Annotated in this window: 15 protein-coding genes, 2 rRNA genes and 1 riboswitch (1 of these 18 cut by a window edge); all 17 genes read left to right on the forward strand. The window is 56.5% G+C overall.

Annotated features, from left to right (window positions below; translation table 11 throughout):
• Positions 1 to 231 precede the first annotated feature (231 nt).
• Positions 232 to 1191: an AAA family ATPase gene (locus K1I37_RS04080; protein ID WP_031219344.1), complete on the forward strand. Its 960-nt coding sequence runs from the start codon at positions 232 to 234 to the stop codon at positions 1189 to 1191.
• Positions 1191 to 2429 carry a DUF58 domain-containing protein gene (locus K1I37_RS04085; protein ID WP_021298674.1) on the forward strand — a complete coding sequence of 413 codons (1239 nt, stop codon included), beginning with the start codon at positions 1191 to 1193 and terminating at the stop codon, positions 2427 to 2429. Before K1I37_RS04080 ends, K1I37_RS04085 begins: the two co-directional genes overlap by 1 nt.
• A complete protein-coding gene (locus K1I37_RS04090; protein ID WP_021298675.1) occupies positions 2407 to 4644 on the forward strand; it encodes a DUF4129 domain-containing transglutaminase family protein in 2238 nt (745 codons plus the stop codon). The genes K1I37_RS04085 and K1I37_RS04090 overlap by 23 nt, the downstream gene beginning before the upstream one ends.
• A 2-nt stretch (positions 4645 to 4646) precedes the next feature.
• A riboswitch (purine riboswitch) is annotated at positions 4647 to 4748 on the forward strand.
• Between the two features lie 240 nt (positions 4749 to 4988).
• A complete protein-coding gene (gene guaA / locus K1I37_RS04095) occupies positions 4989 to 6527 on the forward strand; it encodes a glutamine-hydrolyzing GMP synthase (protein WP_021298676.1) in 1539 nt (512 codons plus the stop codon).
• Positions 6528 to 6603: 76 nt separating this feature from the next.
• Complete coding sequence (locus K1I37_RS04100) at positions 6604 to 7977, forward strand: NCS2 family permease (RefSeq protein ID WP_031219346.1); 1374 nt, start codon at positions 6604 to 6606, stop codon at positions 7975 to 7977.
• Positions 7978 to 8143: 166 nt separating this feature from the next.
• Positions 8144 to 9436 (forward strand): adenylosuccinate lyase, encoded by a 1293-nt coding sequence (gene purB / locus K1I37_RS04105; protein WP_021298678.1) that lies wholly within the window; start codon positions 8144 to 8146, stop codon positions 9434 to 9436.
• A 39-nt stretch (positions 9437 to 9475) separates the two neighbouring features.
• Positions 9476 to 10189 carry a phosphoribosylaminoimidazolesuccinocarboxamide synthase gene (purC, locus tag K1I37_RS04110; protein WP_021298679.1) on the forward strand — a complete coding sequence of 238 codons (714 nt, stop codon included), beginning with the start codon at positions 9476 to 9478 and terminating at the stop codon, positions 10187 to 10189.
• A 55-nt stretch (positions 10190 to 10244) separates the two neighbouring features.
• A complete protein-coding gene (purS, locus tag K1I37_RS04115; protein WP_021298680.1) occupies positions 10245 to 10508 on the forward strand; it encodes a phosphoribosylformylglycinamidine synthase subunit PurS in 264 nt (87 codons plus the stop codon).
• The gene (purQ, locus tag K1I37_RS04120) at positions 10505 to 11209 is read left to right on the forward strand and encodes a phosphoribosylformylglycinamidine synthase subunit PurQ (RefSeq protein ID WP_021298681.1); all 705 of its coding nucleotides are present in this window, start codon (positions 10505 to 10507) and stop codon (positions 11207 to 11209) included. The genes purS and purQ overlap by 4 nt, the downstream gene beginning before the upstream one ends.
• Complete coding sequence (gene purL / locus K1I37_RS04125) at positions 11178 to 13409, forward strand: phosphoribosylformylglycinamidine synthase subunit PurL (RefSeq protein ID WP_021298682.1); 2232 nt, start codon at positions 11178 to 11180, stop codon at positions 13407 to 13409. The genes purQ and purL overlap by 32 nt, the downstream gene beginning before the upstream one ends.
• 69 nt (positions 13410 to 13478) lie before the next feature.
• Entirely contained in the window at positions 13479 to 14942 is a 1464-nt protein-coding gene (gene purF / locus K1I37_RS04130) for an amidophosphoribosyltransferase (RefSeq protein ID WP_021298683.1), read from the forward strand.
• Positions 14929 to 15954 carry a phosphoribosylformylglycinamidine cyclo-ligase gene (gene purM, locus K1I37_RS04135; protein WP_021298684.1) on the forward strand — a complete coding sequence of 342 codons (1026 nt, stop codon included), beginning with the start codon at positions 14929 to 14931 and terminating at the stop codon, positions 15952 to 15954. Before purF ends, purM begins: the two co-directional genes overlap by 14 nt.
• Positions 15955 to 16026: 72 nt before the next feature.
• Positions 16027 to 17607 (forward strand): bifunctional phosphoribosylaminoimidazolecarboxamide formyltransferase/IMP cyclohydrolase, encoded by a 1581-nt coding sequence (gene purH / locus K1I37_RS04140; protein ID WP_021298685.1) that lies wholly within the window; start codon positions 16027 to 16029, stop codon positions 17605 to 17607.
• A gap of 18 nt (positions 17608 to 17625) precedes the next feature.
• Positions 17626 to 18912: a phosphoribosylamine--glycine ligase gene (gene purD / locus K1I37_RS04145; protein ID WP_021298686.1), complete on the forward strand. Its 1287-nt coding sequence runs from the start codon at positions 17626 to 17628 to the stop codon at positions 18910 to 18912.
• Between the two features lie 71 nt (positions 18913 to 18983).
• Positions 18984 to 19886, forward strand: coding sequence for an EamA family transporter (locus tag K1I37_RS04150; protein WP_021298687.1), 903 nt, complete (start codon positions 18984 to 18986; stop codon positions 19884 to 19886).
• 768 nt (positions 19887 to 20654) lie between these two features.
• Positions 20655 to 22186: ribosomal RNA gene (locus tag K1I37_RS04155) — 16S ribosomal RNA — on the forward strand.
• 240 nt (positions 22187 to 22426) lie between these two features.
• A 23S ribosomal RNA gene (locus tag K1I37_RS04160) occupies positions 22427 to 23047 on the forward strand (it continues 2323 nt past the right edge of the window).
• The 16S and 23S rRNA genes sit together here, the layout of an rRNA operon.

Genomic DNA, 23047 nt, shown 5'->3' on the forward strand with positions numbered 1-23047 from the left:
TATTCAGCATCCGCCTTTGCCAGCGGCATCGTGCTGACCATCCATCCTCTTGAACCAATTCCCTATCTGTTGTCAATCTTCCATAGCTTGTAAACTAGCAATTTGGTAGGATAGAGCACAAAGACTACGTGGATGTAACTTATTTGGGTATGTCGTCGACAAAGCACACAGCATTTCGCAGACAAAACATGTCGGATAGGGGTCGGAAGTGTGACTGAGATAAATACAGCTATCACGTTTGATGAGTGGAATCCAAAAGTTGAGCCGGTCATTCAAAACATTCGCAAGGTGATTGTTGGCAAGGACGAAGTGATCCGCCTTGTGTTGACGGCGCTGTTAGCCGGGGGACATTGTCTGATTGAAGATGTTCCGGGCGTGGGGAAGACGATGTTGGTGCGGGCGACCGCAAAAACCCTGGGGTGCCACTTTCGCCGAATCCAATTCACGCCGGACCTATTGCCCTCCGATGTAACGGGCGTTTCGATTTACAATCAGAAGACGCAGTCGTTCGAGTTTCGCCCGGGTCCGATTTTCGGGCAAGTGGTTTTAGCGGACGAAATCAACCGGACTTCGCCCAAGACCCAATCCGCCCTCTTGCAGGCGCTGGAGGAGCACAGCGTGACAGCCGATGGGGAAACGTATGCGCTGCCTGCGCCATTCTTTGTTCTTGCCACCGAAAACCCGATTGAGTTTGAGGGAACTTTTCCCCTTCCAGAGGCGCAGTTGGACAGGTTCCTGTTGAAGTTCCAAATGGGCTACCCATCCGTTGAAGAGGAGCTGCAGATTCTCAAGGGGCAACAGCGCCGCCACCCGATTGATGAGATAGATGCTGTGGTGGATCCAAAGGAAATTTTGGCGTGGCGAACTTCGGTGCGGGACGTGCGCGTCGACGAGGAGCTGCAAAAGTATATTGTCGCACTGGTGCAACAGACGCGAAATCTCACTGATGTCTATCTCGGGGCCAGTCCACGAGCGAGTCTCGCGTTGTTTCGCGCGGCGCAAGCGTTGGCGTTTATCTCGAATCGTACGTATGTCATACCAGACGACGTGCGCTTTTTGGCGCCCTATGTACTGGGCCATCGCTTGCTGTTGACGGCCGATGCCCGATTGTCGGGCGTGGGTGTCGATACGGTGGTCAACCAGTTGCTGAATGTAGTTCCTGTTCCAACGACGCAAGGAGCGCTGCCCTGATGCGAGTGCGTGTTGGTCTCACTGCATTCATTACGGTTCTCGTGATGGTGGGCCTCTTCTACTTTGGGATGGTCACTGGCGGTTTTTTCGCCTGGTTTTTGTTCTACTTCTGTTTGGCCCTGGCGGCATACGAGTGGTTGACCCTTTCAGCGTCGTTGGTGGGGATGCGGGTTCAAAGGTACGTACCGGCGCATCGGTTGACGGCAGGGCAGAGTTTACAAGTCCGTGTATTGGTGGAGCGACAGGCGATGTGGCCGCTGTTTTGGTTGCGCATTCACGAGCAACTGCCGTATCGCTGGTTGTTTCAGACATCCGGTCTCGACCGGATTCACGTACCGCTTTGGCGGCGCGCCATAGACTACGCGTATACCGTTTACCAACTTCCGCGTGGCGTCTATGAATTGACGGAGATGACGGTGGAAACAGGGGACTTGCTTGGCTTTGTACGCGTACATCGCACATTTGAGCAGCCAGAGCGCATCATTGTCTACCCGAAAGTCGTGCCTGTGCGTGGTTGGACAGGTACGGCACTCGATGAGTACGGTGAACGCCAGCCGACCAATCGCAGGAGTGAGGAGTCCAGCAACGTCATTGGCGTTCGCGAGTTTGTGCGCGGTGATAAGTTGAACCGGATCCATTGGCCGATGACCGCGAGACGCGGCATGTTGTTGGCAAAGGAATTTGAGCAGCATGTGACCTCGGAGTTTATGTTTATTCCGGACAACACGACGGCATCGTACGCGGGGGATGCGCACGGGTCTCTTAAGTTCGATGTCGCGATGTCGATAACAGCTTCACTCATTCGCAATGCGTATGACAACCATCGCAAGTTTGGCATGGTGGTCCCGGCAGATCCGTACCTGTCTTTTCCGGCGGGTCTCGATGTCGCGCTGCTCGCACGCTGTCTGGAGACGCTCGCAGCGATGCAGCCGCAAAGTCCGCGCGATATCTTGTCGTTTCTGCAGCGCATCGCCGACGATGCCAACCGGGGAACCATGTTCGTGGTCGTTTCGCCAAGGCTTGATCAGCCTATGGCGGTGGCACTTTCGCACCTCATGCGGCAGGGGCGCGTGCAACTGTTTGTGCCCGTGACGGAAGAGCGGCTGACAGACGCAAAGCGCTTGGGGTACGAACGGCTGTCGGCTGCTGGCATACCGGTATATCTCATCCGCAATGTCGATCAACTATCCTTCTTGCGCAGAGGAGGTGTGTCTGGTGCGACGGTTTCGTCACACTAAAACCATCGAGCGGACCGTTCACGCACTCTTGTGTGCACTCTGGTTGGAAAGTTTTTTTGGACCTGTGGCGAACTTGGGCTTGCTGAACGGCCCCAAGACGTTTCTCTTTCCGCTGCTCGTCTTTGTGGTGGCGGCCATTGTCAATCGCTGGTGGGCGCATGTGCTTGGTGCGCTTATCGCCTGCTATGGATACGTGGTTTATTTTTGGCGCCCAGATGGGGATTCGCTGGGATTCTCGCTGATTCACATGCCTGCCATGCTCGTTCGTCAGGCAGTGGCGGCAATCAGCGGCGGCGGCCTGCAAGATCCCCTACAGACTGGGTTGTTTGTGTGTAGCCTCGCTGTCGTCTTTTGGCTGGTCACTTACGCCAGCCATCGATTGCGCCTGTGGATGTTCTACAACGTGCTCGCCCTTGTCGTATTGGGGGCGATTGACGGCAATACGAATGTTCAGCCGAATGTCGCGCTCGTCGTGGTTTCAATGATTTTCTTGGCCATTCTGGGACTGAACCAACTGCGGCGCGTGCGCGCGTTTGCCGCGGACAAGTCAAGGGTCGGCATCCGCTTTTACACGCCCGTTCTCGGACTTTTGGCACTTTGTCTGCTGGTCGGGTTCACGACACCAAAATCCCCTGCAGTGTGGCCCAATCCGTTTCATCGTACAGCCTCCGGTGGAGGCACTGGCGTGCAGACGATTGGTTACCAACTGGATAATAGTCATCTGGGCGGATCGTTTGTCACAAATAACACCCCGGTTCTCGGCGTAGAAAGTCCGTACCCGACTTACATAAGAGGACAGACGCTGACCGATTACACTGGGAAGGGTTGGGTGTCCTATGCGCCGCTGACCGATGTCCAAATGGCCGAGCAGACGGTTGGACACAAGATTTCAGGCGTTGAGGGCTATACGTTTCACGACCTGCCGACGGTCTCTTTTGATGAGACAATCACCGTTGAATCGGATAGCGTCGATACGAGCGATCTCTTTGGAGGATACCGTATCGACAATGTACTCTGGCTGCCAGGCGCTTATAATGGAGCGTTTTCCGTCGATTATGTACAGGGGAATATTCATGCGCCAAAGCTGCACAAAGGGCAAATCTATCAGATCAAGGTAGAGGAATTGCGGGCGCCATATGAGGAGTTGGAGAAGGATACGACGCCTGTTGTCCGCGTCGCGTCGCAGGCGCCAAAGAACATCCAGGATGCCGACTTGGAGTTGCCCACTAGCCTCCCAGCCGACGTGAAGGCCCTTGCGCAACAGGTCGTTGCGCAAGCCGGTGCCAAGACGGAGTATGGGGCGGTTTCTGCGCTGATTGAATACTTGCAGGACAACTATACCTATCAGACCTCCGGTGTGCCTGTACCCGGGCCACACCAGGATTACGTGGCGCAATTTCTCTTCCAGAGTAAGGTTGGGTATTGCAACAACTTCTCCTCCGCGCTGGCCGTGATGTTGCGCACGCTTGGCGTGCCGACGCGATGGGTGACTGGCTATGCTGCAGGGACCCCAGACTACGGGAATACATCGACGAACCTCAACAGCTACACCATTACCAACGACGATGCGCATTCTTGGGTAGAGGTGTATTTTCCCGCGTACGGTTGGATCCCGTTTGACCCGACGCCAAACTTTCAGATGCCTTTTGCCGCCCCGAAGGATGCGGGAAGTACGACACCAGATTCGTCAACGCCTGCGCCGACGCCTGCTAAACCTCAGACGCCGCCGCAACACCCGGAGCAGCCGGATGTTCAGCAAGGCGGTCAAGGTGGCAATTGGTTGCACATCGCCGTCGTTGTGGGGCGCGTCGCGCTGTGGGTGGCCGTGGGCGCGGTGGTCGCCGCAGCAGTCGTCATGATGGTTTGGCGGCGCCGGATGCTGTATGCGCGGTTGGAGCGTCAGTGGGGGCGTGATCCATTGCGGACCTTTGCTCGCGTATACGCCCTTTTGCTGCGTGCCTTGCGTCGCAAATACCAGTTGAAACAGTCGCTGACCGTCCGGGAGTTGTGGTCGTTTGCTGCGCGCGCTGGCATTGCGCAGGAAGAATATCAGAACTGGGTGCAAACGGTTGAACGCGTGTTGTATGGGGGTGGGGAAATCAGCGGATCGGACGCAGCGACCATGCAACAGACGAGCATGAAATGGCTGCGTCTACTCTATCAGTCGAAAAGCCGACACAAATCTCCAATTGACGACATAGAGCCGCACAGGTAGAATGAGTGCGTAATTTGGAGACTCGTATAATGCCGGGGATATGGCCTGGCAGTCTCTACCGGGCAACCTTAAATTGCCTGACTACGAGGTCGGTTTTTCATTATCAATTGCGCCAAGCTGCGTCCAGCGAGCTCGGCAGCTTTTCTATTGCTGCCTGGTTGTGGCCGTCGTTTGCGAAAAGGCCGACCTTCGTATCTGTTTTTCCATTTTTCTGGGAACCCTATGGGCAACCTAGGAAAACAGACCACGAAGGCGGCCTTTTTTGTTGCAGTTGAACATTAAATAACCACCTCAAGGGGGTTCCAACGTGGGTTGGGCCTCCAAATAGAAAGGGAAGTGCCAGCATGTCACAGCATGAAGTCGTCGTCGTCCTTGATTTCGGCGGCCAGTACAACCAGCTTATCGCGCGACGAATCCGCGAACTCAACGTATTTTCCGAATTGCTACCGCACGATGTGTCCGCTAGCGAACTGCGTGCCAAAAACCTCAAGGGAATCATCTTCTCAGGTGGCCCGAAGAGCGTTTTTGCGGAGGATGCGCCGATGGTGGACCCGGCGGTTTTCGACTTAGGTGTCCCCGTTCTCGGCATTTGTTACGGGATGCAGTTGATTGCGCACACCTTTCACGCCGATGTCGCGCGTGGTGCAGTTCGTGAGTACGGGCGCGCAGATCTGGAAGTCCAACCGGGCGCTTCCAAGTTGTTCGCAGGACAGCCCACGCTGCAGCCAGTGTGGATGAGCCATAGCGACGTCGTCACGCACGTGCCGGAAGGGTTTCAGCTGGATGCCAAAACCACCAGCGGCACAGTTTCGGCGATGAGCGCACCGGACAAAGCTGTTTACGCGGTGCAATATCACCCGGAAGTGCATCACAGCGTTCACGGCATGGAGCAACTGCGCCAGTTCGTCTTTGACATCTGCGGTTGCAAGGGCGATTGGACCATGCAGAACCTGATTAGTGAATCGGTGGATAAGATTCGCGAAGCGGTTGGCGACAAACGCGTGTTGTGCGCGCTGTCTGGTGGGGTCGATTCCTCCGTGGCGGCAGCCCTTGTCCATCGCGCAATCGGGCACCAACTCACCGCTGTCTTTGTCGATCACGGCCTCCTGCGCAAAGGCGAATCGGACGCGGTGATGGAAAATCTGGGCGGCCAGTTGGGTATCGACGTCGTGCGGGTTGACGCATCTGAACGATTTCTTGGCAAGCTCCGCGGCGTATCAGATCCTGAGCGCAAGCGGAAGATCATCGGCGAAGAGTTCATCCGCGTATTCGAGGCGGAATCCGACAGACTGGGCCCCTTTGCTTACCTAGTGCAGGGCACACTGTATACGGACATCGTCGAGAGCGGAACGAAGACTGCCGCGACCATCAAGTCGCATCACAACGTCGGTGGATTGCCCGAGGATGTGCAGTTCGAGATTATCGAGCCGCTCAAGGAACTGTTTAAGGATGAAGTGCGACGACTCGGCGAAGAGCTGGGGCTTCCGAGTGAATTGGTCTGGCGCCAGCCGTTTCCTGGTCCAGGACTCGCCATTCGGGTGATGGGGGACATCACAGAAGAGAAACTCGCGATTGTCCGCGAGTCCGATTACATTCTGCGCCAGGAAATTGCGCAAGCTGGGTTAGATCGCGAAATTTGGCAGTACTTCACGGTGTTGACGAGCAATCAGACCGTCGGCGTCATGGGTGACGAGCGGACGTACGCATTTACGCTTGCCATTCGGGCTGTGGTATCGCAGGAGGGCATGACAGCGGACTTCGCCCGCATACCTTGGGACGTTCTGGCGCGCATCTCCACGCGCATCGTCAACGAAGTGGATGGCATCAATCGCGTAGTGTACGACATTACGTCGAAGCCACCAGCCACCATTGAGTGGGAATAAAGAGACCACGGGGATCCGTTAGGGGAGGCAAAGTTTCTTGGCCGTAAATCAAGAGCACATAGAAGAGCAAGGGGTATTGGGACGACTGTTCCGCCTTCGCGCGAACAACACCACCGTCGGCCGTGAAATCGTCGCGGGCATCACGACGTTCATGGCGATGGCATACATCATCTTTTTGAATCCAAGTATCCTCTCTGGCACGGGGATGGACGAACGGGCGGTCTTCTTCGCGACTTGTGTCGCGTCGGGCCTCGTCACACTGCTGATGGGTTTGTTTGTCAATTACCCAATCGCGCTGGCGCCAGGTATGGGGTTGAACGCATATTTTGCCGTCATTGCGGCGCAAAATGGCCACGGACCAGGCCATATGCCGTGGCAGGACGCACTGGGCGCCGTCTTTATCTCCGGTATTGTCTTTATTATTTTGACGCTGACTCGCATTCGGCAATTGCTCGTCGTCGCGGTACCAGATTCGCTCAAGGCGGCTATCACCGTCGGTATCGGTCTGTTTATCACGATGATTGGTTTTAAAGATGGCGATCTCATCTCGATGTCGTTCACGGGCGCGCAAAATGCGACCTATAAGCCGAATGACATCATTGACAACTACAGCTGGCAGCCGAACTTAGGGTCGTTGCACAGCCCGCAGACGGATTTGACACTGATTGGCGTGTTGTTGATTGGCGCCTTAATGGCGCTGCGCATTCCAGGTGCCATGATTATCGGCATTATTATTACGACATTAATTGGTATCCCGATGGGCGTTACGTCGCTCTCAGGCCTGCACGGCTCGTGGCTGCCGAACTTCAGTGGTCTTGAAGTCGGCTCCCTCAGTCTGACCGGCATTTGGCACTACGGGTTAGTGAGCGCACTGTTCACGTTTACGTTCGTAGAGATGTTCGACACGTTTGGCACGCTCGTCGGTACGGCGAGCAAGGCTGGGCTGTTGGAAGGGGACACAGGGTACAAGCGGCTGGGTCGCGCCATGCTGGTGGACGCGTTTGGCGTCAGCATCGGTGCGTTGCTGGGGACGAGTACCATTACGGCGTTCGTCGAGAGCGGATCCGGCGTCGCCGCTGGCGGCCGCACAGGCCTGACGGCAGTCACCACCGGCATCTTGTTTTGGATTGCGCTCATCCTGGCGCCGATTGCGCTGGTCATTCCCGATCAGGCGACGGCACCGGCGCTGATCATCGTCGGCGTGTTGATGATGGGCGCGGTTCGCAACATCGAGTGGGAGAACATCGGCATCGCACTGCCGGCGTTTTTGACGATTATCGCGATGCCGCTGACTTATAGCATCAGCAATGGCATTGCTGTTGGGTTTGCATCGTTTGTCATCATCGGATTGATTCAGATGATCTTCCGCCGCGAGCACGTGAAGATTCACTGGTTAATGTACATCATCGTCATTCTCGCGATTTGGCGTTACGTGTTCTACGTGAGCTAAGCGAGGGGAGAATTCGGCGTTTTGCGAGGGACAACCGCAGGCGCCGATTCTTTTTCGCTGAATCCGCCGCAGAATCCGAACGTTTTTTATAAATTTAAATTCAACGTTCGGATTCTGCGCGATTCGTGTTAAGATGAAGTTGAAGTGAGAAAGAGGAGGACCAACTTTGATTGATCGCTACAGTAGACCTGAAATGGCGCGCTTATGGACATTGGAAGCCCGAATGAAATGGTGGCTCGAAGTTGAAATTCTGGCGGTGGAAGCATGGGCGGAACTGGGTGTCATCCCGACGGAAGACGCCAAAAAGATTCGACAGAATGCCAAGTTCGACGTCGACCGGGTACTCGAAATCGAGCGGGAGACGCGCCACGACGTGGTTGCCTTCACTCGTGCTGTTTCCGAGTCACTGGGTGAGGAGAAAAAGTGGGTTCACTACGGTTTGACTTCTACAGACGTCGTCGACACTGCGCTTTGCGCCCAATTGCTCGAGCCGATGGCGCTTATCCGAAACGATTTGGAGACGCTGTTGTCAACGGTGAAGAAGCTGGCGCAAGCGCACAAGTTCACGGTGATGATGGGGCGTACGCACGGCGTGCATGCGGAACCGACGACCTTCGGCCTGAAGGCCGCGCTCTGGTACGCCGAACTGACACGCGACCTCGAGCGGTTTGACGCCGCGTGTGAACGCATGCGGTATGGCAAGATCTCGGGTGCGGTCGGCACGTATGCAAATGTCGATCCGCGCATTGAAGAGAAGGTATGCACGCGCCTTGGCTTGAAACCGGCGCCTATTAGTACGCAGACGTTGCAGCGAGACAGGCATGCGGAGTTTATGTTCACGTTGTCGTTGATTGGCACGACGCTCGACAAAATTGCGACGGAGATTCGCGGTTTGCAAAAGTCGGAAGTCCGTGAATTGGAGGAACCGTTCTACAAGGGTCAGAAAGGTTCGTCCGCTATGCCGCACAAGCGCAACCCGGTTTCCTGCGAGCAGATTTCCGGACTGGCGCGCGTGTTGCGAGGGTATGTCGTGCCGGCGTTGGAGGACGTCGTCTTGTGGCACGAACGCGACATCAGCCACTCTTCCGTCGAACGCGTGATTTTGCCAGATGCCACGATTCTCGTGGACTACTTGCTCAACCGGATGAATCGAATTCTCACAGATTTGCATGTCTATCCGGAAAATATGCGCCGCAATATGGATAGGACACATGGGCTCGTCTTTTCGCAGCGGGTGCTCACGGCTTTGATTGACAAGGGGCTGTCGCGTGAAGCCGCCTATGATACGGTTCAGCCTTTGGCGATGCAGGCGTGGGAAGAAGGAACGTCGTTCAAAGAGCTGGTCTCGAGTTCGGAAACGGTGCGAACCTATTTGTCACCAACGGAGATTGACGATTGTTTTGACCCAAGTTGGCACATCAAGCACGTGGATACGATTTTTGAACGGCTCGGCCTGTAATACTCGAATCTGGCTTTCACATTGAAGGGGAGCGATTAGATGACGGTGGAGACGCTGCTGTACGAAGGAAAGGCGAAGAAGGTTTACGCGACGGACAAGGCTGATGTGGTGAAGGTCTCCTACAAGGACGACGCCACGGCGTTTAACGGGGTCAAACGCGGACAGATTGTCGGCAAGGGCGCCATCAACAACCAGATGAGCAATCTCTTGTTTGCCTATCTGTCGGAGAACGGCGTACCGACGCACCTGATAGAACAGATTTCAGAGCGCGAGACGCTGGTGAAAAAAGTCGATATTGTCCCGATTGAAGTGGTCGTCCGCAATCTTGCCGCTGGGAGCTTCTCGAAGCGGCTTGGTGTCCCGGAGAGCACGCCGCTGCCTCGGCCCATCGTCGAGTTCTATCTGAAAGACGACGAATTGGGAGATCCGCTGATTACAGACGATCACGCGCTCGCCCTTAACCTTGCCACCGCATCGGAACTAGACGCGCTTCGGGCGCAGGCGCTTCGCATCAATGAGCTTCTACAGGCCAAGTTCGCCGCATGCCAATTGATTCTGGTGGATTTTAAGCTTGAGTTCGGAAAGACGAGCGACGGGGACATTGTCCTCGCCGACGAGATTTCTCCCGACACTTGTCGCTTGTGGGATATGGAGACGCGCAAAAAGTTAGACAAGGATAGATTCCGTCAAGATTTGGGGAATGTCGAAGACGCGTATCAAGAGGTTTACGCGCGCATCACGGCTATTTCCTGAGGATTTGTGAATCAGCACACATCGCATACCGCATACCGCGAAAGGGGTCGCCAACGTGAAAACGTACGAAGTTGAGGTTCGCATCTGGCTCAAACCATCCGTTTTTGATCCACAGGGGCACGCCGTGGAACAGGCGTTGCACACGTTAGGTTATGCAGAAGCCAGTGATTTGCGCATCGGGAAATACATGCACTTGACGGTTCAGAGTACCTCTCTGTCCGAAGCACAGATGCGCGTCGAGGAGATGTGCGAACGCGTGCTTTCGAACCCTGTCATGGAAACGTACGCGTACACACTCAAGGAGGTCGCCCTTTCATGAAGTGGGCCGTGATTGTGTTTCCGGGATCGAACTGCGATGAGGACGCGGCTTCGGCCATTCGCGAGGTGACGGGCGACGAAGCACATCTCATCTGGCACGACGCGAGTGACTTGTCCGATTTTGATGCTATCGTTCTACCGGGCGGTTTTTCTTATGGGGACTATTTGCGAAGCGGTGCCATTGCTCGCTTTTCACCGGTGGTGGAAGCGGTCAAGCGGGAGGCTCAGAAGGGCAAACTCGTCCTCGGAATTTGCAATGGCTTCCAGGTGTTGACGGAGTCGCATTTGTTGCCGGGCGCGTTGTTGCGCAATGACAATCTGCAATTCCGCTGCGAGATGACCGAATTGGTCGTCGAAAACAACCAAAGTCCGTTTACCGCTGACTACGCCATCGGGGAACGCATTCGCATTCCGATTGCGCACGGCGAGGGGCGGTTCGTGGCTGATGATACGACGCTCGCAAAACTGCAAACTGGACGTCGCGTGGCCTTCACCTATCATGCGAACCCCAATGGTTCTGTACAAAATATTGCCGGAATTCTCAACGAGCAAGGCAACGTTTTAGGCCTGATGCCACATCCTGAGCGAGCTGTGATGGAGTGGATGGATTCGGTGGACGGACGCCGCATGTTTCTCTCGATGCACCGTTATATGAAGGAGGCACGTGCCCTTGTTGGAGCCAACGGCAGCGCAAATTCGTGACGAGAAAATCTACCGTAAACTTGGACTGACAGACGCGGAATACCAGCAAGTGGTCGAGAAACTGGGTCGTCTGCCCAATTACGTCGAAGCGGGCATTTTTGGCGTGCTGTGGTCGGAGCACTGCAGTTACAAGAGTTCTAAGGCGCACTTGCGCAAGTTCCCGACGACCGGTCCGCAAGTCTTGCAGGGGCCTGGTGAAAATGCTGGCGTTGTCGATATCGGCGACGGTCTGGCGGTTGCCTTCAAGATGGAGAGTCACAACCACCCGTCGGCGGTTGAGCCGTACCAAGGTGCCGCAACGGGTGTGGGCGGCATTCTGCGCGATATTTTCACGATGGGCGCGCGGCCGATTGCGTTTCTCGACAGCTTGCGGTTTGGCTCGCTCGAAGACGGTCGGACGCGGTACTTGTTTGAGCAGGTCGTCGCCGGGATCGGCGGCTATGGCAATTGCGTAGGCATCCCGACCGTTGGTGGCGAGGTTCAGTTTAGTCCAACGTATCGCGGAAACCCGCTGGTCAACGCGATGTGCGTAGGGCTGCTCAAGCGCGACGAGATGGTCACGGGCACGGCTACGGGCGTCGGCAATCCGGTGTTTGTCGTCGGTGCGAGAACGGGCCGTGACGGCATTCATGGCGCAACCTTCGCGTCTGCGGAAGACCCGCACGAGAAAGAGCGCTCTGCTGTTCAAGTGGGCGATCCCTTCCTCGGCAAGCTCCTGATGGAAGCGTGTCTCGAATTGATTGCGTCGGGTGCTGTGGTGGGCATTCAGGACATGGGTGCCGCAGGGTTGACGTCTTCCAGCGCGGAGATGGCAAGTCGTGCTGGCGGCGGGATCGAGATGAATCTGGATGATGTGCCGGTGCGCGAATCGGGAATGACGCCATATGAAATGATGTTGTCCGAGTCGCAGGAACGCATGCTCGTGGTGTTAGAGCGCGGTCGTGAAGAAGTCGCTTTTGAAATCTTTCGACGTTTCGGGCTGGAAGTTGCCAATGTCGGTCGCGTGACCGACGACGGCCGTTTACGCCTCTTCTTCCGGGGCGAAGTCGTGGCCGACATGCCCGTGGCGGCGTTGGTCGACGAAGCGCCAGTTTATGAACGGCCGGTTGCTGATTGGAATCCACCCGTGCCACAGTTTGTTCCCACGACGCTTGCGATTTCTGAGGCGTGGTTGAAACTGCTGGCGCATCCGAGTGTGGCGGACAAGACGTGGGTGCACCGCCAGTATGATACGTCCGTACGCGCTTCTACGGTTCTCGGACCCGGTCACGACGCGGCACTCGTCAAGGTGCCGGGGGTGAACAAGGCGGTCGCGATGGCGACGGACGGCAATAGCCGCTACGTCTATTTGAATCCGCGCCGCGGTGGACAGATTGCCGTGGCAGAGGCGGTTCGCAACCTGGCTGTGGTCGGCGCGAAGCCGCTCGCCATCACCAACTGTCTCAACTTCGGCAACCCGGAGAAACCGGAAATTATGCGCCAACTGAGCGACGCCATCGAAGGGATGGCAGAGGCGTGTGAGGCGCTTGGCACGCCAGTGGTCAGCGGCAATGTGAGTCTGTACAACGAGACACGCGGCGTCGATATTCAGCCGACACCGGTGGTCGGTGCAATCGGCGTGATGGACGGCATTGAGCACCGCGTACCGAGTGCGCCGAGAAGTGTTGTGGAACCGACGGCACTGTGGGTCTTGGGGCGCGAGGATGACTCGCTCTCGGGGACGCTTTATGGCGAACTGGTCTGTGATGGACCGGCTGGTGACGCGCCGTACGTGAATCTTGCGGAAGAGGCGCGCTTGCACCAGTTGTTGCAGCAAGTCGCAGGTGCGCGCCTGGTGGCGGCGGCACACGACGTCAGCGAAGGCGGCATCGCCATCACGCTGACGGAAATCTGCATCGCATCGGGAATCGGTGCAGAAGTAGAGGTCGCCAATGGGGCCGACTCGCACGGCTGGCTCTTCTCTGAGGCGCAGGGTCGCGTCTTGGTCGCAGTCACTTCGGCGAACGAGGGCGCCCTCGTCGACCTTGCGGCAACCTTCAATGTGCCAGCCAGGAAGATTGGCGAACTCACTGGCGAGACCATTTGCGTTAAGCTTCAAGGCGCGCTTCTCGTAGAACTACCTCTCAACGAACTGGTGGCCACGTATGAAGAGGCCATCCCATCATTCTTTGTCGCTGAGCAACTTACTGCCACTCACTAAGTGACGCGTCCGGGGCATCTGCCCCGGACGACGTGCGCGAACTGCCGAGACGAAGGGGAGGACCTTTGCGTGGACAGCATTCTGATAGAGACAGAGAAACTGGACAGACCGCAGGAAGAGTGTGGGGTCTTTGGCATCTATGGACACCCGCAAGCCGCACCGCTCACCTATTACGGACTGGTGGCACTACAACACCGCGGCCAAGAAGCCGCCGGGATCGCCACGACGGACGGAACGAATATGTACAGTCACAAAGGGTTGGGATTGCTCACCGACGTCTTCAAACATGGCGAACTTGAGGGACTCTCTGGTTACGCGGCCATTGGACACGTTCGCTACTCCACAGCAGGCGCGAATACACTGCAAAACGCGCAGCCCATCACGCTGAACACGCACGCACGGAATTTTGCCATCGGGCACAATGGCAATCTGGTCAACGCCAAATGGCTTCGTATTCGCCTTGAACAAGAAGGCAGTCTATTTCAGACGACGACCGATACGGAGGTTATCGCGCACCTCATCGCCAAAGCTGGCGCACAAGATCTGACGGAAGCTGTCGCATCTGCAGTGCAACAGATTCAAGGTGGATTTTCGGTCGTCATCCTAGGCAATGACGAGCTTATCGCCGCGCGTGATCCGCTAGGTTTGCGCCCGATGGTGCTTGGCCAACTGGGCGACGCCTACGTCGTCGCGTCTGAATCGTGTGCGCTCGACACAATCGGTGCGGAATTTATTCGCGACATCGAGCCGGGAGAAGTGATTTGCATCGATGCCCAAGGGCTGCACGCCAGTCGCTTTGCCACGCGGCGCGCACGCAAGATGTGCACGTTTGAGCACGTCTACTTTGCGCGGCCGGACAGCGATGTCGACGGTTGGAACGTACACGCGGTTCGCAAACGGCTCGGCGGCATCTTGGCGGAGCAGTACCCCGCAGATGGGGATATTGTCATTGGCGTGCCCGACTCGAGCGTCTCCGCTGCGGCTGGATATGCGGAGGCGAGTGGACTGCCGCTGGAAACTGGCCTCATCAAAAATCGCTATATTGCCAGGACGTTTATCCAGCCGTCGCAGGAGCTGCGCGACGTCGGCGTGCGATTGAAGCTGAATGCGGTGCGGTCGATTGTCGAAGGCAAGCGCGTCGTCTTAATCGACGATTCGATTGTGCGCGGGACCACATCTCGGCGCATTGTCCGATTGCTCCGATCTGCCGGTGCGCGCGAAGTCCATGTGCGCATCTCCAGCCCACCGTATGTGAGTCCTTGTCACTATGGCATCGATACGGCGTCAGAGGGGCAATTGATTGCTGCCAACAACACGGTTCAGGAGATTTGCGAGCTGATTGAAGCAGATAGTCTGCACTTTCTCACCGTGGATGACTTGATGGCCGGATTCGGCTTCGCGAAAGGTGATGCGGTCCCGTTCTGCAATGCATGTTTCACGCGAAACTATCCAACGGCACTGATTGACCAATCCCTCAGTTCACCCCATCACGAGCTCGTCCATGTAGGAGGTGCCACAGTTGGATCTCTATAAACAAGCGGGCGTCGACATCGCCGCCGGCAATGCTGCCGCAAACCGTTATAAGGCACTCGCCAAGAAGACAAAGCGCTCGGGGGTGCTTGGTCAGATTGGCGGTTTTGCCAGCGGCTTTGCACTTGATCTCGAAAAGTACCCAGAGCCTGTACTCGTCTCTGGAACAGATGGCGTCGGGACCAAACTGAAGGTGGCGTTTGCGGCTAACAAGCACGATTCCGTGGGCGTGGACTGTGTCGCGATGTGCGTCAACGACATCCTGACTGTCGGCGCGGAGCCGCTGTACTTCCTCGATTATCTGGCGACGGGCAAGCTCGACGTCGACGTTGCGGAAAGCGTCGTCTCAGGCATCGCGCGCGGGTGTGAACTGGCTGGCGCGGCGCTGGTCGGCGGCGAGACGGCAGAGATGCCTGGGATGTACGAAGAAGGCGAGTACGATATCGCCGGGTTCACCGTCGGTGTGGTCAATCGGCCATCGATGATCACGGGGGATCAGGTACAACCGGGGGACGTCATCCTTGGTTTGGCTTCGAGTGGTTTACACAGCAACGGCTACAGTTTGGTCCGCAAGTTGATTGCGGATGCGGGGCTGGGATGGAGCGACGTGTTGCCGGGGGATACGGTATGCGTGGCAGATAGGCTGCTGACGCCGACGCGCATCTATGTCAAACCGATTCTCCAATTGCTGGCCGCTGGACTGCCTGTGCACGCGATGGCGCATATTACAGGTGGTGGGTTGAACGAGAATCTCCCACGCGTCCTGCCGGAGGGGACTGCGGCGCTCATCGATGCCGCAACTTGGCCGCGCGAGCCTGTGTTTACGTGGCTGTTGGAGCAAAGTGAAATGACCTTTACGGAAGCGACGCGAGTCTGGAACATGGGCATCGGTTATGTCGTCGTCACCAGCGCCTCAGCGGTTGATCAAGTGACCAAACTGCTCGAGGAACAGGGTGAGACGGTCTATCGAATCGGTGAGATTGTGGCCGGTACGCCCGATGTTTATTTTCGGTGAGTCGGTGTTCGCAGCTTGCTGCGAGTTACGATAAAAAAGTCGCCGCACTGGCGGCAGAGGAGTGGTGGATTCGTGCAAAAGTGGGCGCTTGTGAGCGTATTTGAGAAAACGGGTATCGTGCCATTTTGCCAGTCGTTGCAGTCGCTCGGATTCGGCATTTTATCGACGGGCAACACCGCAAAACACCTGGCGGAACACGGACTCGATGTGACGACAGTCGAATCCTATACGGGGTTTGAGGAAATCCTCAACGGCCGCGTGAAGACGCTGCATCCACATATCCACGGCGGGCTTTTAGCCCGTCGCGACAACGCGGAGCACTTGGCGCAGATCGAGAAGTTCGGCATCGAGTTGATAGATCTGGTCGTCGTCAATCTCTATCCGTTTGAGAAAACCATCGCGCGCCCTGACGTGACCGAAGCGTTGGCGATTGAGATGATTGATATCGGTGGGCCGTCGATGCTCCGATCCGCGGCTAAAAATCACGAATTTTGCCTTCCCGTGGTCGATCCCGCCGATTACCCACGCATCATCTCTGCCTACGAATCGGGTGGCCCAGATCTGGCATTGCGCCGCGAACTGGCACTCAAGGTCTTTCAGACCACTGCGCGCTACGATGCTTTGATTGCCGATTATCTGGCGCGTTCGGCGTCGACGACCGCGAACGAACCGGGCGACACAGTTGCGGAACGCAAGTGGCCATCGACCTTCCAAGTTGAAGGCATTTCTAAGCAGGCGCTGCGCTACGGCGAAAATCCACATCAGGCTGCGCATTTCTACATAGAACCTAACGCGAGTATGGCGACCATCGCGCAGGCCAACCAGCTGCAAGGGAAGGAACTGTCTTATAACAACATTCAGGATGCGGATGCGGCGCTCACCATTCTGCGTGGCTTTGACGATTTTCAAATGCCCACAGTGGTCGCTGTCAAGCACATGAATCCATGCGGCATTGGCATGGGCGCGACGATTGACGAGGCATATACGCGTGCGCACGAGGCAGATCCGGTTTCCATATTCGGCGGCATTGTGGCACTCAATTGTCCAGTGGACGCGCAGCTTGGCGAACGGCTGTCGAAATTGTTCCTCGAAATTATCATTGCGCCTGATTTCTCCGCCGACGCCAGGGCGGTCCTACAAAAGAAGAAAAATCTGCGGTTGTTGACGGTCGACATGAAGCAACCGCTGTGGGCGCCCGGTGCGACCACGTGGAAACGTGTTTCCGGTGGCTTTCTGGTGCAGGAAGTGGATAGGGCGACGCAGCCAGCGTCGTGGAACGTCGTGACCAAACGCCAGCCGACAGGCGCCGAGGATGCGGCTTTGCGGTTTGCGTGGCGGGCTGTGCAATACGTCAAGTCGAACGCTATTGTCCTCACCAACGAGGTGCAGACGCTCGGCATCGGCGCAGGGCAGATGAACCGTGTCGGTGCGGCGAAAATTGCGATTGAACAGGCGAGATCGAAAGCGAAAGGCAGCGTCATGGGGTCGGACGCCTTCTTTCCGATGCGGGATACGGTGGAAGTGGCTGCAGCAGCCGGCGTGACGGCGATTGTGCAACCAGGTGGCTCGCTGCGCGACGAGGAGAGCATTCAGGCCGCAGACGAGTTCGGCATTGCGATGGTGTTCACCGGCGCGCGCCACTTTTTGCACTGAGGAGCGGAGGAACACGAGATGAAGACACTGGGGAATTACCCGCGCGTCGCCGTGATTGGGCAGGGCGCGCGGGAACACGCGATTACGTGGAAACTGGCGCAAAGTCATCTGGAGCCGGTGTTGTACGCGTTGCCTGGGAATCCAGGGATGTGGGAATTGGCTGCGAAAGTGGATATCCCGCTCAGTGAACACGCAAAGATTGTGGAGTGGGTCAAGGCGGAGCGAATTGACTTTGTCGTCATTGGGCCTGAGCAGCCACTGGCCGAGGGGTTGGTGGATGCGTTGCAGGAAGCGGGCATTCCGGTATTTGGTCCGAACCGCGCCGCGGCGCAATTGGAGGCCTCGAAGTCGTTTGCGAAAGACGTGATGCGCCGCGCCGGCGTGCCAACCGCGCGCTATGAGGTGTTCACAGAGGTGGCCGCGGCGCAGGCGTTCGCGGCTGCGTTGGGTGCGCCTGTGGTGATTAAGGCCGACGGATTGGCAGCTGGCAAAGGCGTCGTCGTAGCCCAGACGTTGGCGGAGGCGAACAGCGCTATTGCCGACATGCTAGAGGGGAACCGGTTTGGTGCGTCTGGACACAAGGTCGTGATCGAAGAATTTTTGAGAGGCACAGAAGTGTCGCTGATGTACTTCGTCGACGGAAATACGGTTGTGCCGATGATTCCAGCGCGTGATTTCAAGCGCGTCGGCGACGGGGACACAGGTCCGAACACAGGTGGCATGGGCGCGTTTGCACCCGTTCCCTCGTTTCTCTCGGCGAACTGGACCGCATTCGCGACGGAGCGGATTATCGAACCGACGGTTCAGTATCTAAAGTCCGAGGGCATCACGTACAGGGGCGTGCTGTATGCGGGACTGATGGTGACACAGGAAGGGCCTAAGGTGATAGAGTTCAATGCTCGCTTTGGCGATCCGGAAACCGAAGTGGTCCTGCCGCTACTCGAGACGGATTTGCTTGAGATCATGTGGGCGGTCGCGCACGATGAACTGGGTGAACTGGATGTGCGCTGGCACGAGAAGGCGGCTGTGTGCGTCGTGTTGGCGGGGGGCGAGTACCCGGCAAAATCGGACAGTGGGACGCCGATTGAACTGGCATCCGACCGGCCGTCGGGCGTTTACGTCTTTCACGCAGGAACGGCTCTGCGTGGGGATCAACTCGTTACCGCGGGCGGACGCGTCCTGACGGTGAGCGCTGTGGCACAGGACATTCCGGCGGCGATTGAGTTGGTCTATGGCGCATTGGATGTCGCACGCTTTAGCGGAATGCAGTATCGCCGCGACATCGCAAGTCATTGGCAGCAATAATTCCTTTTGGGTATCATACTTCTTGTTGGAAAGCCGGGCTGTGACCCGGTTTTTTCACAAGGAGGATTGGTATGGCCTTATACATGCTCATGATGCTGATTGCTGGGTCGTGTTACGGGTTTGTCTCGCCAATTTTGCGGCTGGGCTACGCGCATGGGTTCAGTGCGTCAGTGATGACAAATATTCAATATGTGTTGGCGTTCGCCGTCCTCTGGATCATCGCGCTCGTCACGCCGCGCGGCGCCAAAATCAGCGGCAGGCAGTGGCTGCTGATTTTGTTTGTCGGACTTTGTAATGCCTCCGTGAGCTACTGCTACTATCGGGCGCTCACCGTACTTCCGGCGTCGTTTGGCATTATTCTCTTGTTCCAGTTTGCTTGGATGACGGTCGTCCTCGATATTATCATCAAGCGCCAGTGGCCGAATGCGGCCAAGTGGACGGGGCTTGTCATCATTCTGGTCGGAACCGTGCTGGCAGTCGGCATGAAGGGCGGCGAGTGGCAGCACATCCCGCTCTGGGCGGTTGGTTTGGGGCTGTTGTCGGCGTTGTCTTATGCGCTCAATTTGTACATGTCTGAGTATAACGATCCCGCCGTTTCCCCCCAACTTCGCTCGGCCCTGGTGGTAACGGTGGCGATGCTGTTGATTTTCATCGTATTCCCGCCGGGATCGACCATTCATGCCATGCTCCATCAACCTTCGGTTTACTATTGGGGCGGATGGGTCGCACTGCTGAGCCAAGTTCTGCCGACGGTGCTGATGTTAATTGCCATTCCGCGCATTGGCGGAAGGATGGCTGGCGTCCTTGGCACCATCGAGTTGCCGACCGCCGTTATTGGCGCCTGGGTTATCAACCAGGAATCTATCACGTGGCTTCGTTGGCTCGGTGTCCTGCTCATTCTCTTTGGCATTCTCGTGAGTGAAGTCATCCGCACACGGCCAAAGCTGCAGCACCGTGAACGCCGCCCGGCCTAACGCAGTGTACTTTGCCGCCAATCGCCTCACCGGGGCGCGTATTTGATGTTGGATAAGCTCCCAGGTGAGGCGGTTGGCTTCGGGTTGAGGCGGCTGAGGCTGGCGGTTTTGGCCGGCTTTGGCCGGCTGTTGATTCTGGCTATGGGGTAGTTCATGTATCGAGGTATCGCGGGGTTTGGGCGGTATAGATATGGTGTGATGCGTGGTTCATTTCTTGAGGGCATTTTTTTACGCTATTGTAGGCCCGTTCACTTGTACGAGCAGCTTGCTTGTGGAAATCCCACCTTGTAGGATGTATATCCGTTCCCACATTTGATTACCCTTTTGAAAAGACATAGCGCTATTTGTCGATTCGATCAAAAAAATGTCGAGTTGTGTTTGACATGTTTTGAAGCTCGTGTTATATTATCTCTCGCCGCTTCAAGCGGTGCTGCCTTCAAAGCGCAGCTGTCTCGGTGGTTTTCATCGGCCAATTCGTGTCGGTTTTTGCCGAATATCGATGGCATCCCGGAGTTATCTCCGGTGATGACCGGCGATGAAAAACTTACCAGTGACAACGAACGTCAGTTCGTGATATAGTACTTAGGCTGCTTCGACAGAAGCGGCACTTGCTCGAAAGAATCACTTCATCTGGTTCCTCGTTGAATCAGCTTCTGTGGGGCTTTCACAGCAGGTTTGGTTCCTTGAAAACTGAACACACACGCCTAAAAGTTTCGGTCAACGTGACCTTTGGTCACAGCGACGATTGAAACATATGTAACAACGCCATTTTTTGAGAGTTTGATCCTGGCTCAGGACGAACGCTGGCGGCGTGCCTAATACATGCAAGTCGAGCGAGCCCTTCGGGGCTAGCGGCGGACGGGTGAGTAACACGTGGGCAATCTGCCTTTCAGACTGGAATAACACTCGGAAACGGGTGCTAATGCCGGATAATACACGGGTAGGCATCTACTTGTGTTGAAAGATGCAACTGCATCGCTGAGAGAGGAGCCCGCGGCGCATTAGCTAGTTGGTGAGGTAACGGCTCACCAAGGCGACGATGCGTAGCCGACCTGAGAGGGTGACCGGCCACACTGGGACTGAGACACGGCCCAGACTCCTACGGGAGGCAGCAGTAGGGAATCTTCCGCAATGGGCGCAAGCCTGACGGAGCAACGCCGCGTGAGCGAAGAAGGCCTTCGGGTTGTAAAGCTCTGTTGCTCGGGGAGAGCGACAAGGAGAGTGGAAAGCTCCTTGTGAGACGGTACCGAGTGAGGAAGCCCCGGCTAACTACGTGCCAGCAGCCGCGGTAATACGTAGGGGGCAAGCGTTGTCCGGAATCACTGGGCGTAAAGCGTGCGTAGGCGGTTGTGTAAGTCTGAAGTGAAAGTCCAAGGCTCAACCTTGGGATTGCTTTGGAAACTGCATGACTTGAGTGCTGGAGAGGCAAGGGGAATTCCACGTGTAGCGGTGAAATGCGTAGATATGTGGAGGAATACCAGTGGCGAAGGCGCCTTGCTGGACAGTGACTGACGCTGAGGCACGAAAGCGTGGGGAGCAAACAGGATTAGATACCCTGGTAGTCCACGCCGTAAACGATGAGTGCTAGGTGTTGGGGGGACACACCCCAGTGCCGAAGGAAACCCAATAAGCACTCCGCCTGGGGAGTACGGTCGCAAGACTGAAACTCAAAGGAATTGACGGGGGCCCGCACAAGCAGTGGAGCATGTGGTTTAATTCGAAGCAACGCGAAGAACCTTACCAGGGCTTGACATCCCTCTGACCGGTGCAGAGATGTACCTTCCCTTCGGGGCAGAGGAGACAGGTGGTGCATGGTTGTCGTCAGCTCGTGTCGTGAGATGTTGGGTTAAGTCCCGCAACGAGCGCAACCCTTGATCTGTGTTACCAGCACGTAGAGGTGGGGACTCACAGGTGACTGCCGGCGTAAGTCGGAGGAAGGCGGGGATGACGTCAAATCATCATGCCCTTTATGTCCTGGGCTACACACGTGCTACAATGGGCGGTACAACGGGAAGCGAAGCCGCGAGGTGGAGCAAAACCTAAAAAGCCGTTCGTAGTTCGGATTGCAGGCTGCAACTCGCCTGCATGAAGCCGGAATTGCTAGTAATCGCGGATCAGCATGCCGCGGTGAATCCGTTCCCGGGCCTTGTACACACCGCCCGTCACACCACGAGAGTCGGCAACACCCGAAGTCGGTGAGGTAACCGTTATGGAGCCAGCCGCCGAAGGTGGGGTTGATGATTGGGGTGAAGTCGTAACAAGGTAGCCGTATCGGAAGGTGCGGCTGGATCACCTCCTTTCTACGGAGAAACAAGGCTTTTAGGTGTTGTGTGTTTGGTTTTGAGGGAGCCAACGTCTCATATGAGACAAGGTAAACTCAAGGCGCGTTTCCGACGGAAGTTGGAAGGCGCATGTACCTTGGCAACTGAATATGGAACAACCTCGAAATAGTAAACCGGTAACCGAAATGCGAGTAACAGGTAACAATAGCCGGATAACTGGATGAAGTGACTGGTGTAAGTCAGTCATGGAGTCGAAACGGTGAAGTTAGGAAGAGCGCACGGAGGATGCCTAGGCGCCAAGAGCCGAAGAAGGACGGGGCGAACACCGAAATGCCACGGGGAGCTGTAAGCGAGCATTGAGCCGTGGATGTCCGAATGGGGAAACCTGCTAGTGTGAAGCGCTAGTACCGTACACTGAATCCATAGGTGTACGGGGGCAACCGAGGGAACTGAAACATCTAAGTACCTCGAGGAAGAGAAAGCGAATGCGATTCCGTCAGTAGCGGCGAGCGAAAGCGGAGAAGCCTAAACCGGATGCGTGGTACAGACTGCAGTCGATGCGCATTCGGGGTCGAGGGGCTGTTGGCGGCAACCTGCAGGGAGCCAGCAGGAAGCAATCCGTAGGAGAACGGCATGGGAAGGCCGGCCATAGACGGTGAGAGCCCGGTATCCGAAACGGAATGTGGAATGTGCAACAGACCCCAAGTACTGCGGGACACGAGGAATCCCGTGGGAATCTGGGAGGACCACCTCCTAAGGCTAAATACTCCTTGGCGACCGATAGCGGATAGTACCGTGAGGGAAAGGTGAAAAGAACCGCGGGAGCGGAGTGAAATAGAACCTGAAACCGTGTGCTTACAAGCAGTCGGAGCATTCAAG

Origin of the sequence: Alicyclobacillus acidoterrestris (genome assembly GCF_022674245.1) — a bacterium.
In the GTDB taxonomy this organism is placed as follows: domain Bacteria; phylum Bacillota; class Bacilli; order Alicyclobacillales; family Alicyclobacillaceae; genus Alicyclobacillus; species Alicyclobacillus acidoterrestris.

Bases quoted from the DNA above. Each gene is read 5' to 3' on its own strand.
- purD (WP_021298686.1), top strand. From the start codon at position 17,626: ATGAAGACACTGGGGAATTACCCGCGCGTCGCCGTGATTGGGCAGGGC.
- K1I37_RS04085 (WP_021298674.1), top strand. From the start codon at position 1,191: ATGCGAGTGCGTGTTGGTCTCACTGCATTCATTACGGTTCTCGTGATG.
- purQ (WP_021298681.1), top strand. From the start codon at position 10,505: ATGAAGTGGGCCGTGATTGTGTTTCCGGGATCGAACTGCGATGAGGAC.
- purC (WP_021298679.1), top strand. From the start codon at position 9,476: ATGACGGTGGAGACGCTGCTGTACGAAGGAAAGGCGAAGAAGGTTTAC.
- K1I37_RS04150 (WP_021298687.1), top strand. From the start codon at position 18,984: ATGGCCTTATACATGCTCATGATGCTGATTGCTGGGTCGTGTTACGGG.
- guaA (WP_021298676.1), top strand. From the start codon at position 4,989: ATGTCACAGCATGAAGTCGTCGTCGTCCTTGATTTCGGCGGCCAGTAC.